20 protein-coding genes are annotated in these 16783 nt (G+C 68.3%); 10 read left to right on the top strand and 10 right to left on the bottom strand.

Features of this window, described 5'->3' with window-relative positions; all coding sequences use genetic code 11:
- Nucleotides 1-49 precede the first annotated feature (49 nt).
- The gene (locus ACTIL2_RS09220; RefSeq protein ID WP_442337165.1) at nucleotides 50-1093 is read right to left on the bottom strand and encodes a DUF3152 domain-containing protein; all 1044 of its coding nucleotides are present in this window, start codon (nucleotides 1091-1093) and stop codon (nucleotides 50-52) included.
- Nucleotides 1094-1112: 19 nt separating this feature from the next.
- The gene (locus ACTIL2_RS09215; RefSeq protein WP_442337164.1) at nucleotides 1113-1343 is read right to left on the bottom strand and encodes a DUF3107 domain-containing protein; all 231 of its coding nucleotides are present in this window, start codon (nucleotides 1341-1343) and stop codon (nucleotides 1113-1115) included.
- A 90-nt stretch (nucleotides 1344-1433) separates the two neighbouring features.
- On the opposite strand from ACTIL2_RS09215, the gene ACTIL2_RS09210 reads away from it, so the two are divergent.
- Nucleotides 1434-2780 (top strand): DEAD/DEAH box helicase, encoded by a 1347-nt coding sequence (locus ACTIL2_RS09210; protein WP_442337163.1) that lies wholly within the window; start codon nucleotides 1434-1436, stop codon nucleotides 2778-2780.
- Nucleotides 2777-4087: an Rv3212 family protein gene (locus ACTIL2_RS09205; protein WP_442337162.1), complete on the top strand. Its 1311-nt coding sequence runs from the start codon at nucleotides 2777-2779 to the stop codon at nucleotides 4085-4087. The genes ACTIL2_RS09210 and ACTIL2_RS09205 overlap by 4 nt, the downstream gene beginning before the upstream one ends.
- A 4-nt stretch (nucleotides 4088-4091) precedes the next feature.
- Here the strand turns inward: ACTIL2_RS09205 and ACTIL2_RS09200 are convergent, their stop codons facing one another.
- Nucleotides 4092-4505, bottom strand: coding sequence for a hypothetical protein (locus ACTIL2_RS09200; protein WP_442337161.1), 414 nt, complete (start codon nucleotides 4503-4505; stop codon nucleotides 4092-4094).
- Between the two features lie 468 nt (nucleotides 4506-4973).
- Here ACTIL2_RS09200 and ACTIL2_RS09195 point away from each other — a divergent pair, with 468 nt between their 5' ends.
- Together ACTIL2_RS09195 and ACTIL2_RS09190 are read left to right on the top strand one after the other, a co-directional pair.
- On the top strand, nucleotides 4974-5237 hold the full coding sequence (locus ACTIL2_RS09195; RefSeq protein ID WP_442337160.1) for a WhiB family transcriptional regulator: 264 nt from the start codon (nucleotides 4974-4976) through the stop codon (nucleotides 5235-5237).
- 77 nt (nucleotides 5238-5314) lie between these two features.
- A complete protein-coding gene (locus tag ACTIL2_RS09190; RefSeq protein WP_431832944.1) occupies nucleotides 5315-5389 on the top strand; it encodes a 50S ribosomal protein bL37 in 75 nt (24 codons plus the stop codon).
- Between the two features lie 78 nt (nucleotides 5390-5467).
- Here ACTIL2_RS09190 and rsrA read toward each other — a convergent pair whose 3' ends face one another.
- The 3 genes from rsrA to ACTIL2_RS09175 form a co-directional block, all read right to left on the bottom strand.
- Entirely contained in the window at nucleotides 5468-5800 is a 333-nt protein-coding gene (gene rsrA / locus ACTIL2_RS09185; protein WP_442337159.1) for a mycothiol system anti-sigma-R factor, read from the bottom strand.
- An 11-nt stretch (nucleotides 5801-5811) separates the two neighbouring features.
- On the bottom strand, nucleotides 5812-6456 hold the full coding sequence (locus ACTIL2_RS09180) for a sigma-70 family RNA polymerase sigma factor (protein WP_442337158.1): 645 nt from the start codon (nucleotides 6454-6456) through the stop codon (nucleotides 5812-5814).
- Between the two features lie 71 nt (nucleotides 6457-6527).
- Nucleotides 6528-7193 (bottom strand): SOS response-associated peptidase, encoded by a 666-nt coding sequence (locus ACTIL2_RS09175; protein WP_442337157.1) that lies wholly within the window; start codon nucleotides 7191-7193, stop codon nucleotides 6528-6530.
- A 69-nt stretch (nucleotides 7194-7262) separates the two neighbouring features.
- On the opposite strand from ACTIL2_RS09175, the gene aroA reads away from it, so the two are divergent.
- Both aroA and rsgA read left to right on the top strand, forming a co-directional pair.
- Nucleotides 7263-8552, top strand: coding sequence for a 3-phosphoshikimate 1-carboxyvinyltransferase (aroA, locus tag ACTIL2_RS09170; RefSeq protein WP_442337156.1), 1290 nt, complete (start codon nucleotides 7263-7265; stop codon nucleotides 8550-8552).
- 17 nt (nucleotides 8553-8569) lie between these two features.
- Nucleotides 8570-9586: a ribosome small subunit-dependent GTPase A gene (gene rsgA / locus ACTIL2_RS09165; RefSeq protein ID WP_442337155.1), complete on the top strand. Its 1017-nt coding sequence runs from the start codon at nucleotides 8570-8572 to the stop codon at nucleotides 9584-9586.
- On the opposite strand, the gene ACTIL2_RS09160 is transcribed toward rsgA, so the two are convergent.
- Nucleotides 9587-10441 carry an ABC transporter permease gene (locus ACTIL2_RS09160; RefSeq protein WP_442337154.1) on the bottom strand — a complete coding sequence of 285 codons (855 nt, stop codon included), beginning with the start codon at nucleotides 10439-10441 and terminating at the stop codon, nucleotides 9587-9589.
- Entirely contained in the window at nucleotides 10438-11427 is a 990-nt protein-coding gene (locus tag ACTIL2_RS09155; protein WP_442337153.1) for an ATP-binding cassette domain-containing protein, read from the bottom strand. Before ACTIL2_RS09155 ends, ACTIL2_RS09160 begins: the two co-directional genes overlap by 4 nt.
- A gap of 122 nt (nucleotides 11428-11549) precedes the next feature.
- On the opposite strand from ACTIL2_RS09155, the gene ACTIL2_RS09150 reads away from it, so the two are divergent.
- The 3 genes from ACTIL2_RS09150 to katG are packed head-to-tail and all read left to right on the top strand — an operon-like array spanning nucleotide 11550 to nucleotide 15116.
- A complete protein-coding gene (locus ACTIL2_RS09150) occupies nucleotides 11550-12287 on the top strand; it encodes a TetR/AcrR family transcriptional regulator (protein ID WP_442337152.1) in 738 nt (245 codons plus the stop codon).
- 53 nt (nucleotides 12288-12340) lie between these two features.
- Nucleotides 12341-12823: a Fur family transcriptional regulator gene (locus tag ACTIL2_RS09145; RefSeq protein WP_442337151.1), complete on the top strand. Its 483-nt coding sequence runs from the start codon at nucleotides 12341-12343 to the stop codon at nucleotides 12821-12823.
- 46 nt (nucleotides 12824-12869) lie between these two features.
- Nucleotides 12870-15116 carry a catalase/peroxidase HPI gene (katG, locus tag ACTIL2_RS09140; RefSeq protein WP_442337150.1) on the top strand — a complete coding sequence of 749 codons (2247 nt, stop codon included), beginning with the start codon at nucleotides 12870-12872 and terminating at the stop codon, nucleotides 15114-15116.
- A 33-nt stretch (nucleotides 15117-15149) separates the two neighbouring features.
- Here the strand turns inward: katG and ACTIL2_RS09135 are convergent, their stop codons facing one another.
- Nucleotides 15150-15656: a DUF6912 family protein gene (locus ACTIL2_RS09135; protein WP_442337149.1), complete on the bottom strand. Its 507-nt coding sequence runs from the start codon at nucleotides 15654-15656 to the stop codon at nucleotides 15150-15152.
- A 1-nt stretch (nucleotide 15657) separates the two neighbouring features.
- Nucleotides 15658-16068 carry an HAD family hydrolase gene (locus ACTIL2_RS09130; RefSeq protein ID WP_442337148.1) on the bottom strand — a complete coding sequence of 137 codons (411 nt, stop codon included), beginning with the start codon at nucleotides 16066-16068 and terminating at the stop codon, nucleotides 15658-15660.
- 40 nt (nucleotides 16069-16108) lie between these two features.
- On the opposite strand from ACTIL2_RS09130, the gene ACTIL2_RS09125 reads away from it, so the two are divergent.
- Nucleotides 16109-16693, top strand: coding sequence for an Rv3235 family protein (locus ACTIL2_RS09125; protein ID WP_442337147.1), 585 nt, complete (start codon nucleotides 16109-16111; stop codon nucleotides 16691-16693).
- Nucleotides 16694-16783 lie beyond the last annotated feature (90 nt).

The following is a 16783-nucleotide window of genomic DNA, read 5'->3' as shown; positions in this document are numbered from 1 at the left end:
GCGCCCTCATTCGAACATGCAGGTCACGGTGCGCATTCCGCCTGGGGTGTCAATCGCGGACGTCGACCGCCTCGCCCTCACCACGCCCGTGCGGGTAGGGCCACGCGTTCGGCCGGCAGGTGAGGTTCCCGTCGGCTTCCTCGTACTCCGCACCCGCCTCGAGATCCTCCAGTTCACCGTTGTTCATGCTCAGCGTCTGCTGCATCATGACCGGTGCCAGGACCCCGTCGCGCGGGCAGGCCTGGTGCGCGGCGAAACCGATGCCGTGCCCGACCTCGTGGTTGACCAGGTACTGGCGGTACGCGCCCAGATCCCCCTCGAACGTCGACGCGCCGCGTACCCAGCGGGCGACGTTGAGGATCACCCGTCCGGCCTCCGCCGCACCGGCGTCATCACCCTCGGAGTCCGGCCCCTGGATGAAGCAGCTGGTCTCCAGTTCGATGTGGCCGCCACACAGTTCCCGGGCGGTCTCCGGACTGGTCAGCCGCACCCGCAGGTCCGGGGCCTGTCCCTCGTCCACGCTGGTGTGCCGGAAGGCGAACGTCCCGTTCGAGATCCAGGACCTGGGGTCACCGAGGGTGGCGTCCACCGAGGAGGAGAACGCGTCCCCTCCACCGAACGAGGAGGTGTCGACGCCGTCCTCGACCTCGACGACGTAGGAGTAGGTGTCCGCGTCGTCGCGGTCGGGGTCGCCGGCTGTCGCCCCGGGGGTGCCCACACCGTGGAACCCCCCGTCGCCGTCGGTGCTGAAGGCACCGCCATCGGGCAGGGCGCCCACGTCGCCGTTGTCCCCGGGCGCGTCGCCGGGGACGGGGCCGGCCGGGGCGTCCTCGTCCGGCGCGTGCGAGGAACCGGTGCTGCCCGCGGAGGCGGAGACGGAACCATCGCGGTCCCCGTCCCCGCCGACACCCGACACGGCGAGTTCGATGACGACCCCCAGGGTCGTCAGCAGGACGAGAACCCCGCCCACACCGATCCACCTGTTCCGGCGGATCCGGCGTTCATTCTGTTCAGCGCGGTACCGGGCGCGCTGCTCGACCTCCGAGGGAGGCAGGTCGAAGCGCTCGCGGCGCGGCTGTTGGTGATACGGCACGGTCAGGTCGCGTCGGTTCTCAGATGAAGCCGACGGGCCGCTGGGCGGAGGTCCCGACCTCGACGTAGGCGACCTGGTCGCGCACGAGGACGAACAGCGACCCCTTGTTGTCCTTCAGCTTCAGGGTCGACGGGGAATCACCCGTGCCCGACAGGAACTCCTCGACCTGCTGCGAAACCGTGTCCTGCTCCTCCGAGCTGGTGATGACCAGATCGCGGGGGTTGTTGACGAAACCGACCTTGATGTCCATACGTGGTGCCCTCAGGCCTTTCTTTCTCGATCGCATTGCCATGGCTGTAACGTGGACCATCATAGCGACGATGCAGCAGTAGGAAGGAAGGTGCCCGTGGAGCGACCCACGTTCCGCAATCTCGGGGTGGCCGTCGAGATCGCCGAAGCCCTCGAGCAGGACGGTATCGCGCAGGCCTTCGCCATCCAGGAACGCACGCTGCCGCTGGCGCTCGTCGGGAAGGACCTCATCGGCCAGGCGCGCACGGGTATGGGCAAGACCCTGGGTTTCGGCGTCCCGCTGATCGACCGGCTCTTCGACGACGCCGCGGTCACCGAACTGGACGGCACCGTCCGCGGACTGGTGGTCGTCCCCACCCGCGAACTGTGCATACAGGTCGCCGAGGACCTGGCCGGCGCGGCACGGAACCTGCGTGTCGGCGAGCGTCCCTTCACCGTCACCACGATCTACGGCGGTGTCCCCTTCGAGTCACAGATCAACGCACTGGCGGCCGGGACGGACGTCGTGGTCGGCACACCCGGCCGCCTGCTCGACCTGTCCCGCCAGGACTTCCTTGACCTGTCGCACGTCGAGGTCCTCGTCCTCGACGAGGCGGACGAGATGCTCGACCAGGGTTTCCTCGATGACGTGAAGAAGATCATGGCGCAGACCGCGCACCCCCGGCAGACGATGCTGTTCTCCGCCACGATGCCGGGGCCGATCGTCGGACTGACCCGCGAGTTCATGAACCACCCGGTGCTGATCCGCGCGGACCTGTCCTCGGCCCAGGCCACGCACGTGACCACCCGGCAGATCGTGTTCCAGTCGCACAAGCTCGACCGGATGAGCGTGCTCGCCCGCATCCTGCAGACGCCCGACCGCGGCCGGACGATCGTCTTCGCCCGCACGAAACGCCAGGCCGCCACCATCGCCGGCGACCTCGCCGAGCTCGGTTTCGCCGTCGGTGCCGTCCACGGCGACATGCGCCAGAAGGACCGCGAGCAGTCCCTCACCGCGTTCCGCGAGGGCACGGTGGACGTCATGGTCGCCACCGACGTCGCCGCCCGCGGCATCGACGTCGAGGACGTCACCCACGTCATCAACTACCAGGTGCCGGAGGACGACAAGACCTACGTCCACCGCATCGGGCGCACCGGGCGGGCGGGACGCTCCGGCGTGGCCGTCACCCTCGTCGGGTGGGACGAGGTCACCCGGTGGTCCGCCATCGACGACACCCTGAACCTGGACAGGCAGAACCCACCGCAGTGGTTCTCCGGCTCCCCGGAGTTCCTGGAGGAGTTCGGCCTCCCCGCCGACATCCGGGACCGGGTGGGCGCGCCGCGCAAGGTGCAGGGTTCCGCGTCAGCGACCGCACCCGCCCGGCGGGACCGCCGCGACCACCAGGACCGGAGTGACCGTCGGGACCGCCCACGGCCGCGCAGGAAGCAACGGCGTTGATCAGCCGCAGGGACGGGGAGGGACGCAGGATGCGTCCCGTGGTCCCGCCGTCCGAGCAACGGTCACGCACCGACCTGGTGGTCACCGCGGTCATCGCGGTCGTCGTACTGCTGATCGTCGCGGGGACATGGTTGTTCTCCGACGCGGGCGGGACCAGCCAGGAGACCGCCGGCCCCGGGGATGCCATCGCCCCCGACGACCCCGCGAAGGAGGTCCCCGACACCCTGGACGAAATCTGGCGGTTGGACTCCGCCCCCTCCGATTCCGGGGAACCGGTGACTCTCGAGGGCGCGGCCGTGGTCCGGGACGGCAACCGTGTGTCCGCCGTCGACGTCTCCGACGGATCCGAGACCTGGAGCTACGAACGCGACCGTGACCTGTGCGGCCTCACCGGGAACTGGCGGCGCGTCGTGACCGTGTACGACGGCCCCAAGGGCTGCGGGGACACGGCGAGCATGGACGTCGCCACCGGCCAGTACCAGGACACCCGGTCCGCGATCGGCGACGGGGACAGCCGGATGTTCCGCTCCCTCGATCACGTGGGGCTGCTGGGCCCCGACCGCGTGGAACTGTGGCGTTCCGATCTTGTGCGCACGGTGGAGGTCGGGCACGTCGAGGCACCCGTGGATCCAGAGGCACAGCCCTTCGACGGCTGCCGGTTCACCTCCGCGCAGACCCGCAAGGACCTGCTCGCGGTGATGATGGACTGCGGGCGCGACGACGGCAAACGCACCGTCAGTCTGCAGGAGGCCGTGCCGGAGGAGTCCGGGGAGCCCGAGTCACTGCACGAGTTCACCGTGCCCGCGGGGGCGGAGCTGGTCGGGGTCGCGGAGGAGGCCGCGGTGATCTACGTCCACGGCGACGGCACACGGGCGTCCGACTCCGGGGACTACGAGGGCAGCCGCTTCCAGGTGCTCCATTCCGACGGCGATTTCGAGCAGCACCCCGCCGACCCCTCCCCCCTCTTCGACGGGCGGTCCGACGGAGCGTCCGGTGAGCCTTTCGTGGCGTCGACCGGGGACCTCCCCCACCACATGACCTGGTTCGACGGCGAGCGGTTGAACGCATTCGGGCCGACGAACCTGGAACCCCGGTTCAGTGTGCCCGCACTCGGTACAGGTGCGGCGATGGCTGACTGGCTGCTGGTGCCGTTCGAGGAGGGTGTGGCTGTCGTGAACTGGGCGGACGGCTCGGTGGCCCGCACCATCCCGGTGGACCGGGGGGACTACGGTGGGCCGGTCCACCTGCGTGTGCAGGGCGACGTGGTTGTCGAGCAGCGCGGGGACGAGATGGTGGCACTGGGCTAGCCCCTCAGTGCGTGTGCCGCCAGGCCGCCCAGTCCACGGCGTCCTTGTTGAACAGGCAGCCGAAGGCGAAGATCCCGACCAGCGCGGTCGGGACGGCGAGTTCGGGACGGCCGGAGGAGAACATGAACACGGCGACGAGGATGAAGATCATGTTCAGCATGACCACCGGTCCGCGGCCCCACCGTCGCCCCCTCGACAGGAACCAGCCGGCGGCGGCGACGATCCCGCCGAAGACCAGGAACCAGAGTCCGGTACCCCATCCGCTGATGACAGCCCCCTCGTCCTCGACCCCCCGGATGTCGCGCACGACCATCAGCACGCCGATGACCACCCCCACGAGTCCCTCCACGAGACCCAGCCATCCGGCCCACCGGACGCTCGGGGGGAGGACCAGCGACTTTCCGTCTTCTGCGCTCATGGGCACCGAGTCTACTGTGCTGCCCGGACTCCGTGAAAACACCCGCGCGGGCCCACTCCGGGCGGCTCCGGTGGATGCCTGCCACAGACTCCCCCACGTTTTCCTAGCAGCGCACGGATCTCATTAACCCACCCTTACCTAAAGGTCCAAATCAAACTAATGTGAGGTTCGTCACTCTTTCGCTCCGACCCCTAGCGAAGTGCGCCATCCCGTGCCAGACTGATTCACGTAACAGAGAGAGGGACACGAGGTTACACACCGGTTAACGCTGAACTCGCCCCTGAGTCTCTACGTAGGCAACACCGTTCCCTGCCGCACTCTACCGCGTCAGCTGCACGGGTCTGCCACACCCCTGATCCACACCGACGAACTCGAACCGTGCTGACGGCTGCGGGAGTAACCACCTGCGCGCCCGAAACATGGTGTCGTGCCACCACACTGCGTAAACCGCTTGAAGGAGAAATCATCATGGACTGGCGCCACCAGGCAATCTGTCGTTCCGAAGACCCCGAGCTGTTCTTCCCGGTCGGCAACTCCGGCCCCGCCCTCGCCCAGATCGCGAAGGCGAAACTCGTCTGCAACAAATGCCCCGTCACCAACTCCTGCCTCGCCTGGGCCATCGAGTCCGGCCAGGATGCCGGGGTGTGGGGTGGCATGAGCGAGGACGAGCGCCGTGCACTGAAGCGCCGCAACAACCGCGGCCGCACCCGCACCCGCGTCGCCACCGTTTAGTCACACCGGATTTCTCCGCAGCACAGCGGCCCGCTATCCTTGAACGGTTATCCGTACCACTGTCAAGAGGAGCCGTCATGAGCAAGCGTGGCCGCAAGCGCAAGGACCGTCGCAAGAAGAAGGCGAACCACGGCAAGCGTCCGAACGCCTGACCGTTCGGAAACACTGAGGGCCCGGCCCGGGATTCATCCCCGGACCGGGCCCTTCGCCGTGCGCCCACCGGGCACGGCTCACCGGGAGTAGCGCACACTCACCGAGGTCACCGACGTCTCCACCGAGGAATGCAGCGCTGTCACGATGCGCCCCCGCAACTCCGTGGGTGCCTCTCCCCCGCACCTCGACCGGAGCAGCTGGCGCACCTGCTGCTCGATGCCGAGGGCCTCGAGGCACGACGGACACTCGTCGACGTGCGACTCCAGTTTCTCCCGGGCGCGCCGGTACTCCTCCCCGTCGCAGTCGCCGTTCTCCACGTCGATGTACTCGTAGATCACGTCGACGAGTTCATCGCACCGGGTCCGTTTGCCCTGGGGCCGTTCTTGATTACCACTGGTGTTCTCAGTCATAGTCTTGTTCCTCAGATTTTCCCTGCCGGACGTTTCGGCTGCTGTTTCCGCTTCTCCGCCATCTGCGTGTCACCGATTCCGTGCTCCACGGCGACATCCTTCAGCTTCGCGCGCAACTGCTTGCGTCCCCGGTGCAGGCGGCTCATCACCGTGCCGATCGGGGTGTCCATGATCGCCGCGATCTCCTTGTACGGCAGCTGTTCGACGTCCGCGTAGTAGACGACCATGCGGTAATCGTCGGAGAGTTCCATCAGCGCATCCTGGATCCGCTTGTCGGGGATCCGCTTCAGCGCCTCGATCTCGGCGGACTGGAGTCCGGTCGAGTCGTGCGACGCCGAATCCGCCAGCTGCCAGTCGGTGACCGTCTCATCGGAGGTCTCCTTCGGACGCCGTTGCGCCTTGCGGTACTGGTTGATGTAGGTATTGGTCAGGATCCGGTACATCCAGGCCTTCAGGTTGGTCCCTGGTCTGTAGGAACCGAAGGCCTGGAATGCTTTCATGTACGCGTCCTGGACCAGGTCCTGGGCGTCCGCCGGATTGCGGGTCATCCGCAGGGCAGCACCGTAGAGCTGGTCCAGCAGCGGCAACGCATCCTGCTCGAAGCGTTCGAGCAGTTGCTCGTCGCTGTCTCCGGTGCGCTTCACTGTGTGGTTCATGGGCTCCTTTCCGCCACAAGGGGTAACGCCGCGATGGCACGGGTTGTTCCAACCATCCTAGTCCCGCCGGATCACCCGGCGGCGTCGATCAGGTCGGGGCCGTTGTTCGCCACATTGCCGACACGCCGGTCAACCTCCCGCGTCCCCAGCGCATCCAGGACACCGGACGCCGGCTCCGATCCCGCCAGCCCCCGCAGGACGTCGTCGTCACCGTCCATCCACGCCCGCACCCGGTCGGCACCCGCCACGTCCGACCCGGCGGCACCGAGGACCTGCGGCATCCTGTCGTGCAGCCACCGGACCGGGCCCGCGGAGGCCGTCGTCACGATGGTCGCGTCCAGCCCGTCCTCCCCCGGCCGGCACAGTCCGGCGACGAACAGCACACCGTCCCCGGTGACGAAGTGGGGGCGCTTCCGGTTCCACTCGTACCACCCGTCCATCACGAACAGGCAGGGTGCCGACCCGCGGAAGCTCGGCTTACCGAACACCGTCTCACCACGGGCGTTGAACAGCACCGCCCCTTTCTTCCACGGCGCCGGGTAGCCCCAGGACGCCGGGCCCAGTGTCAGGGCGTCCCCGTACACGCGCAGCACCGCCACAGTGTGCGTCGGCGCGGTGTTCCAGTTCGGTGTGGGCCCGTCACCCACGACCTGCGGCGGGCCGACGTCGGGCAGCAGCCGGGACGTCGCGTCCAGGATGGTTTCGGTCGTGCTGAACATCACGTATCGTCCACACATGACCCCAAACTACCCCGGTACCGCAGCCTCCGGGAACTTCTGCGGGAGCATCGTGGGATAATGGCGGCCATGAGTCCCACCAGCACCGAACTCTGGCCTGCACCCGTGGCCGCCTCCCCTGTCGACGCGACGGTCTCCGTCCCGGGGTCGAAGTCGATCACCAACCGGGCACTCGTCCTCGCCGCCCTCGCCGACGGCCCGAGCACCATCGAAGGGGCACTGCGCAGCCGGGACACCGACCTGATGGCGGACGCCCTGCGCACGATGGGAACCACCATCACCACCGACGGCGACCTGCTCAACGTCGTCCCCGCCACGCTGCACGGTGGCGAGGTCGAGTGCGGACTGGCGGGGACCGTCCTGCGGTTCCTCCCCGCCGTTGCCGCGCTGGCCACCGGTGACGTGCTGTTCACCGCCGACGACGCCGCTCAGAAACGTCCCATGGGCGCCACCCTGTCGTCGCTGGACGCCCTCGGTGCCACCGTCACCGGGTCGGGTAACCCGGACGCCCCCATGCCCTTCCGCATCACCGGCACCGGTGGGGTGCGCGGCGGTGAGGTGCACATCGACGCCTCGGCGTCGTCCCAGTTCGTCTCCGGTCTGCTGCTCGCCGGCGCCCGCTTCGACGAGGGCGTGACCGTGGTCCACACCGGTGCGGCGATCCCGAGTCTGCCGCATGTGGAGATGACCGTGGACATGCTGCGCACCGCGGGGGTCAGGGTGGACGCCGGGTTCAACCGCTGGACGGTCCACCCCGGGCCGGTCGCGGGCAGGGACTGGAAGGTCGAGCCGGACCTGTCGAACGCCACCCCGTTCCTCGCGGCGGCGGCGGTGACCGGCGGAACGGTGCAGGTGCCGGACTGGCCGCAGACCACCTTCCAGCCCGGCGACCAGTTCCGGATGATCCTGCGTGACATGGGCGCCGACGTCGAGTACCTGGCCCACACCGGCGCACTGCGGGTCACGGGGCCGGGTCGCAGCCTCACCGGGATCACGTGGAACCTGCACGACATCGGCGAACTCACCCCGAGCGTCGCCGCACTGTGCGCCCTGGCCGAAGGGCGCAGCCACCTCTACGGCATCGCACACCTGCGCGGGCACGAGACCAACCGGCTCAACGCCCTGGAGCGCGAACTGTCGTCCCTGGGCGCGCAGGTCACCCAGACAGAGGACGGCCTGGTCATCGACCCCGCGCCGCTGACCGGAGGGGTGTGGCACAGCTACGCCGACCACCGGATGGCCACCGCCGGCGCCGTGCTGGGCCTGGTGACCCCCGGGGTGCTGGTCGAGAACATCGCCACCACGGCGAAGACCCTGCCTGACTTCGACCTGCGCTGGTCACGGATGGTCGAGGGATAGAGGGGTCCGGCGAACACATGGCACGGTCCAGCGGCAGGCGGCACTACGACGAGTCGGACATCCGGGTGCGCCCCGGCAAGGGGACGCGTCCCCGGACGAAGGACCGGCCCGACCACCGGGACGCCGAGACCGGCATGGTCGTCACGAAGGACCGCGGCCGCTGGGGTGTCGTGATCGACGGCGCAGCGGCGGACGCACCCCCGGCGATCTGCATGCGCGCCCGCGAGATGGGACGAACCCCGGTCGTCGTCGGCGACCGGGTGGCCGTGGTGGGCGACACGTCGGGGAGGGACGGGACGCTGGCCCGGATCGTCCGGCTGCAGGACCGCACAACGGTCCTGCGCCGGACGGCGGACGACACCGACCCCTACGAACGGGTCGTGGTGGCCAACGCCGACCAGCTGCTGATCGTCACCGCAGTGGCCGATCCTCCCCCGCGCTCCGGGTTCGTGGAACGGGCGTTGATCGCCGCCTTCGTCGGGGGTCTGCGTCCGGTGCTGTGTCTGACGAAATCCGATCTGGCTGATCCGTCCGGGTTCGCCGCGGAGTTCTCCGACCTTGACGTGGACGTGATCGTCTGCGGACGCGACGATCCACTGGACCCGCTCACCTCCGTGGTCGACGGACACGTCACGGCACTGATCGGCCATTCCGGGGTGGGCAAGTCCACGCTGGTCAACCGGCTGGTCCCGGATGCCCGGCGCGAGACCGGCGTGGTCTCCGGTGTGGGGAAGGGACGCCACACCTCCACGCAGTCGGTCGCGCTGAGGTTGCCGGAGGGTGGGGGCTGGATCGTGGACACCCCGGGGATCCGCAGTTTCGGCCTGGCCCATGTGGACCCGGACCAGGTCATCGGGGTGTTCGAGGATCTCAGGGACGTGATCGACGACTGCCCCCGGGGATGCACACACGCCGGCCCCCCGGCCGACCCGGAGTGCGCCCTGGACACGTTGACCGGGGCCAGTGCCCGCCGCGTGGAGGCGGTGCGCACCCTGCTCGCCGCGCTGCGCAGCAACAACGAGTGGGAACTGTAGCTACCGCGCGAGACTACGGAACTGACGCACCGACAGCGGGACGAAGACCGCGATGATCAGCGCGGGCCAGACGAGTGCGCCCGCCAACGCGTGCCCGTCGATCCAGTAGGACGGGTCCAGGTTGCCTATCCCCGGGGTGTGGAACAGTTCACGGATCGCCGTGGCCGTGGAGGACACGGGGTTCCACGCCGCGATCGACCCGAGCCAGCCCGGCATCATCTCCGGTGGGGTGAACACCGAGGAGATGAACCCCAGCGGGAAGGCGACCGCGAAGAGCATGCCGGCGGTCTCGGTGTTGCTGATGCACAGCCCCAGGAAGATGCCCACGAAGATCAGTGCCAGGCGCAACCAGAGCAGCAGGACGAACGCAAGGAGCGTCTCGCCGGGGCTCCCTGCGGAGCGCCAGCCGATAACCACCGCAACCACCGCGATGACCACAAGATCCATCGTTGCGCGGATCAGGTCGGATGCGGCGCGGCCGGTCACCGGCGCGGAACCGGACATGGGCATGGACCGGAAGCGGTCCATGAACCCCTTCTCCTTGTTGTGGGTGACGGCGTAGGCGGTGTCCATGAACCCGAGGGCCATGGTCATGGCGAACATCCCGGGCATGGCGAAGTCGATGTAGCCTTCCCCCGCACCCTGGCCGGTCACGTCCATCGCCGAACCGAAGACGTAGACGAACATCAGCACCATCACGACCGGGAACCCGATCTGCCAGATGAAGGTCGAGGGCTGGCGCAGCAGGTGGGTGAATTCCTGGACGACGATGATCCAGGCGTCCCGGACCGCCCGGCCCAGCCGGGTACCGGACTCCTCGGGGATGAGGTGGGGACGTAGCGTTGGCGTGGTCATTGCATCTCCTTCTGGTTCTCTTCCATCGCGTGCTCACCGGTGAGTTGCAGGAAAGCCTCGTCGAGGGTGGGGCGTCGCAGTCCGATGTCGGCGATGCCGATCCCCCGGTCCCTGATGTCCGCTGCGATGCTGGTCAGCGCACCCACGCCATCCGGCACCGGAACGCTCAGGCGGCCATCGTCCTCATCGCGGTCAGGGACCGTGCCGGTGGTGTGCCGCATCAGTTCCTCCAGCCGGGGCAGGTCCGCGTGGTCACTGACCAGGACCTCCAGGCGTTCATCGCCGATCCGTCGCTTGATCCCGGCCGGGGTGTCCTCGACGAAGTTACGGCCGTGGTCGATCACGCTGATCCGGTCGCAGAGCTGGTCCGCCTCGTCCAGGTAGTGGGTGGTCAGCAGGACGGTGGTGCCGTGAGCGGACAGGTTGCGGATCGCCTCCCACACCTCACGTCGTCCCGCCGGGTCCAGCCCGGTCGTCGGCTCGTCGAGGAAGAGGACCTCCGGGGCGAGGATCATCGACGCCGCGAGGTCCAAGCGCCGGCGCATGCCGCCGGAGAACTTCTTCGGTGAACGGTTCGCGGCGTCCTGCAGTCCGAAGATCTCCAGGAGCTCGTCCGCACGGCGTTGGGCGTCCTTCTTGGGCAGGCGGAACAGCCGGCCGAACATGGTCAGGTTCTGGCGTGCGGTCATCAGGTCGTCAACGGCGGTCTGCTGCCCTGTCAGGCCAATGCGTTGCCGGACGCCACGGGGATCGGTCCGCACGTCGCACCCGGCGACGGTGGCCTCTCCCCCGTCCGCGTCGGTGAGCGTGGTCAGCACCCGGACGGCGGTGGTCTTGCCTGCTCCGTTGGGCCCGAGCACCCCGTGGACGGTTCCGCGGGGCACCTCGAGGTCGACACCGTCGAGAGCGGTCTTTCCCTTGTACGTCTTGACCAGGCCCGTTGCGACGATGGCCGGGCCGGATCTTTCTGCGGTTCGCCTTGTCATCGGCGGTTCCCTCCTTTCTTCCTGCGGGTACATTGTATGCCGTACGTTGTACCCAGTACGGCGTACCCGGAAGAGTAGCGTACAGTGTGTGCAGTACGCAAGAGTTGTTGTCCGGAGGTCCGATGAACGAGAACAATCCCCTGGCGAAGAGCCTCCAACTGCTGTGGGAGGGCCTGCCCGACCATGACCGGGGGCCGAAGCGGAACCTGAGCCTGCCGCAGATCGTGGACGCCGCGGTCACCCTCGCCGACCGGGAGGGGCTCCACGCGCTGTCGATGCGCAGCCTCGCGCAGAAGCTCGGTGTCGGGACGATGTCGCTCTACCGCTACGTCCCATCCAAGGACGAACTCCTCCCCCTGATGCTGGACGCCGTCGTCGGCCCCACGCAGACCCGCGAAGCGGCCGTGTCCGCGGGCTGGAGGGCATTCCTGACCACCACCGCCACCGAAGCGCGCCGCATGTACCTGGATCACCCGTGGGCGATCCAGACGAACTGGAGCCGACCCGTCCTCGGCCCCGCCAGCGTGTCCGACCTCGAACTCTTCCTGTCGGGCGTGGCCGGTCTGCCACTCAGCGACCGGGAGGCCATGAACCTGGCCACCGCCATCGACTCCTACGTCCTGGGCACCGTCCGGCAGGAGCTGCAGTGGATCAATGCCGCGTCCGAATCCGGCATGAGCGACGACGATTTCTGGGACGCACAGGGGCCGACCCTCGAGAAACAGACCACGTCCGACCGGTTCCCCAACCTCGCGGCCGTGGACGAGAACAGCTTCGATGCCAGCTGGGAGGACAATTTCATCTTCGGTCTGCAGCTCATCATCAACGGGGTGGAGCAGCTCATCGCCGACCGCGTCTAGATTTTATTTTGTCAAAATTGCGAACCCTCAAACGTGAGGGCACAATGGGGGACATGCGCACAGAACCGACAGACACCTGGGCGTCGCGCGTACGGGACGCGGGACTTCGAGCCACACCGGGACGCATCGCCGCCCTGAGGTTCCTCGACTCCCACCCGCACAGCACGACCGCCCAGGTGCTCGACGGTATCCGCACGGAGCTCCCCACGATCTCCCTGCAGTCCGTTCACAACGTCGTGAACGATCTGAGCGTACGCGGCGTCCTGCGCCGCATCGACCTGCCCGGGTCCGGCGGTGCCCGCTACGAGACGGACACCGACGACAACCACCACCACATCCAGTGCGTGGTGTGCGGGCGCCTCGAGGACGTGGAATGCGTCGTCGGTGAAGCACCGTGCCTCACCCCCGACGGGGACCACGGCATGGCCACCGTCCTCTCCGCCGAGATCACCTTCCGCGCCGTCTGCGACGAGTGCGCACGGGCACGCGGACGATCACCGACCCCGTCGACAACCGGGGCACCGACCCCACACTGACACCACCTTGATCCACACTCAGGGACCACGACAATAAAGGAATCCGATGACTGACCCGACCAGCGGCTGCCCCGTAGTCCACTCCGGCACCCCGGCCAACGACAACCCCGAGAACGGTGCCCGACTGACACTGCCCACCGAGGGCAACCCCAACCAGCACTGGTGGCCCGAGCACCTCAACCTGCGGCTGCTCGCCCACAACCCCCAGGAGATCCGGCCCGTCAAGGCCGACTTCGACTACGCGGCGGCGTTCAGCACGCTCGATCTCCCGACCGTCAAGAAGGACATCGAGGAGGTCATCACCACCTCCCAGCAGTGGTGGCCCGCCGACTTCGGCAACTACGGCCCGCTGATGATCCGCATGGCCTGGCACTCCGCCGGCACCTACCGCGCCAACGACGGCCGCGGTGGCGGCGGCACCGGCCAGCAGCGCTTCGCGCCGCTCAACAGCTGGCCCGACAACGGTGGCCTGGACAAGGCCCGCCGCGTGCTGTGGCCGGTGAAGAAGAAGTACGGTCAGAGCCTGTCCTGGGGCGACCTGATGATCCTGGCGGGCAACGTCGCGCTGGAGACGATGGGCTTCGAGACCATCGGCTACAGCGGTGGGCGCGAGGACGTGTGGGAGCCCGAGAACGTCTACTGGGGTGCGGAGACCGACTGGCTGGGCACCGACGCCCGCTACAACGGCACCAACGACACCAGCCGTGAACTGCAGAAGCCCTTCGGCGCCACGACCATGGGCCTGATCTACGTCAACCCGGAAGGGCCCGAGGCCAACCCGGACCCGGTCGCTGCCGCCCATGACATCCGCGACACCTTCGGCCGGATGAGCATGACCGACGAGGAGACCGTCGCGCTGATCGCCGGCGGCCACACCTTCGGCAAGACCCACGGCGCTGCACCGGACGACGACGAGAACGTCGGCGCCAACCCCGAGGGTGCCCCGCTGCACCGCCAGGGCCTCGGCTGGGAGAACCACCACGGCACCGGCAAGGGAGACGACCAGATCACCTCCGGCCTGGAGGTCACGTGGACCTACCACCCCACCCGCTGGGACAACGAGTTCTTCCACATCCTCTTCGCCTACGAGTGGGAACCCGTGCGCGGTGAGGGTGGCCACTGGCACTTCCGGCCCAAGGACAACGGCGGGGCGGACATGGTGCCCATGGCACACTCCGGCGGACGCCGCGAGCCCCGCATGCTCACCACCGACATCTCGCTGCGCATGGACCCGGGGTTCGAGAAGATCTCCCGGAAGTTCAAGGAGGACCAGCAGGCCCTGAGCGACGCTTTCGCCCGCGCCTGGTTCAAGCTGACCCACCGCGACCTCGGACCGAAGTCCCGGTACGTCGGCGCCGAGGTCCCCGCCGAGGACTTCCCCTGGCAGGATCCGCTGCCGGAGGCCGAGGGCGAGAGCATCACCTCCGCCGATGCTTCGGCGATCAAGCAGACCGTCCTGGATTCCGGGCTGACCGTGTCCCAGCTGGTGAAGACCACCTGGGCGTCGATGTCCAGCTTCCGCGGCAGCGACAAGCGCGGCGGGACCAACGGCGCACGTATCCGCCTGGAGCCGCAGCGCAGCTGGGAGGCCAACGAGCCCCGGGCCCTGGCCGTGGTGCTGGACAAACTCGAGGCCATCCAGTCCGAGTTCAACGAGGCTAACTCCCCGAAGCACCTGTCGCTGGCCGACCTGATCATCCTGGCGGGCAACGCCGCCGTGGAGAAGGCCGCCTCGGACGGTGGGTTCACCGTCGAGGTGCCGTTCACCCCGGGGCGCGTGGACGCCTCCCAGGAGCAGACCGACATCGACTCGGCGAACTTCCTGGAGCCGGAGTCCGATGGCTTCCGGAACTACCAGCGTGCGGACCTGAACGTGCCCGCCGAGCACCTGCTGGTGGACAAGGCCCAGCTGCTGGACCTCACCGAGCCGCAGATGACCGTCCTCGTCGGTGGCCTGCGAGTCCTCGGAGCGAACTACCAGGACTCGGCCGACGGTGTACTGACCGACCGCCCCGGCGTGCTCAGCAATGACTTCTTCGTCAACCTGCTGGAGCTGGGCAACGACTGGACCCCGAAGGACGCCTCCTCCACCAGCTTCGTCTGCACCGCCGGCGAATCCGGTGAGGAGATCTGGACCGGAACCCGTGCCGACCTGGTGTTCGCCTCCAACTCGGAGCTGCGGGCCCAGGCCGAGGTCTACGCCAGCGATGACGCCGCCCAGAAGTTCGTCGACGACTTCGTCGCCACCTGGGCACAGCTCAGCGAGGCCGACCGCTTCGACCTGCACCACTAACCACTAGCGGCACCGGCCAGCGGGCCGGTTCCGCTACAGCAGGTCGACGAGGACGCCGAGCTCGCGGGCGTCGTACCAGCTCATCAGGTTGTCCTCGCAGTCGCCGAGGGTGATCTCGGCACCCTCGTCCCCCAGGTCGGCGGCGTCGACCGCCTCGATGGCCGCCTCGGTGGCGGGCTCATTGCCCTCGTCGTCGACGTGGATCGCCGCGAGGTCGTCCACGGTGAGCAGCGCCGGGTCCAGCCTCACCACCGATTCCCCGCTGGACGGATCCTGGGTGACCTTCGAGTCCTCCAGGTCCGCCGAGACCACCACACGGCGGTGCGGGAACCGGGTCTCGTCCCCGATGCCCAGCAGTCGCAGTGAGGCGCGGGCCGCCTCCAGGAACGCCGCGTAGGACATTTCCTCGTCGTCGCCGGCCGTGTAGAACTCGCGGAGGGCCGGGGTCAACGCGAAACCGACCGCGGAACGCACGGGGATCTGACCGTCGCGCGCGAGGTCGCCGAGCATGTCGAAGGTCGCGGGGATGAAGACTCGCATCCTAGTACGTCCCCTCGAGTCCCAGGAGCCCGGTGATCTCCACGATCGCCCGGTCGAACTGCTGGTAGTACACGCCGATCAGCCCCGCCTCCACCGCGCCCTTGATGTTCAGGATGGAGTCGTCGACGAGGATGCAGTCATTGACCGCGACCTCGAGGCGCTCGGCGGTGATCTCGAAGATCTCCGGGTCGGGCTTGTCCACCCCGACCTCACCGGAGAGCACGACAGTGTCCACGTAGCCGGCGTCCTCCCAGGTCCGGATGGGGTCGGCGCCGGACCCGCCGGGATCGTTGGAGAGGATGGCCGTTCCGTATCCGGCGTCCTTGGCCGCGGTGAGGACCTTCCGCCAACGACGGCGGTCCTCCTCCGCTCCGTCGAGGACGCCGCAGTAGTCCACAATCAATGCTCGCATGCCTCACATTCTGCCACGTCGCCCGGTACCATCGTTGGGCATGGGGGACGTAGAGGGGTTCAGCCCGACGACGCAGGCCGGTGCCGGGCATCACGGCGACGCCAGGACCAGTTCATTCGTTCCCGTCCCCGGGCTGGTCTACCTCCGGCGGCCACACGGGACTCAGTCCCCTGCGGGGCAGTCAGGGGAGCAACCGGCACCGTCCCGGGTGTCACCGCCGACGTCCACCCCCGCGCCGGAATCCACCCCTGCGGCCGACCGCGCGGCCCCACCCGCCGGTGCCGGCGCCAACCGGCGGGTCGCACAGCGGGTGGGGATGCTCATCAGCGTGTGGCTGGAGGTCCTGGACGGCAGACGTCCGGTGTCCGCACTGCGCAAGGGACCGTACTCCCCCGTCATCTCAGAGAGCCTGCGCGGCATGGTGCGGGAGAGCGCCGCGGACCCCGGCGGACGCGGTTTCCCCACCGAGGTGTCCCGTGTCCTGGCCGTCCACATCCCGCCGAGTCACCGCGAGCGTCTGGGGTTCACGGCCAGTGTCGCCCGTGACGGTCGGGTGCGTGCGGTGGCGGGCCATCTGGCCCGGTACGACGGCCAGTGGCGGATCGAGTCGATCGTGATCATCTGAGTTCTCCCGGGGGAACACGTCTCAGCCGACCTCGTGAACTGTGATGTCTCGGGACATCGGTGACAAAACTGGATCAGGACATCGGTAACA

The sequence above is a fragment of the Corynebacterium sp. genome (assembly GCF_052107835.1).
In the GTDB taxonomy this organism is placed as follows: domain Bacteria; phylum Actinomycetota; class Actinomycetes; order Mycobacteriales; family Mycobacteriaceae; genus Corynebacterium.
The sequence above is the reverse complement of the archived record's forward strand: the minus strand, read 5'-3'. Positions and strand labels throughout refer to the sequence as shown.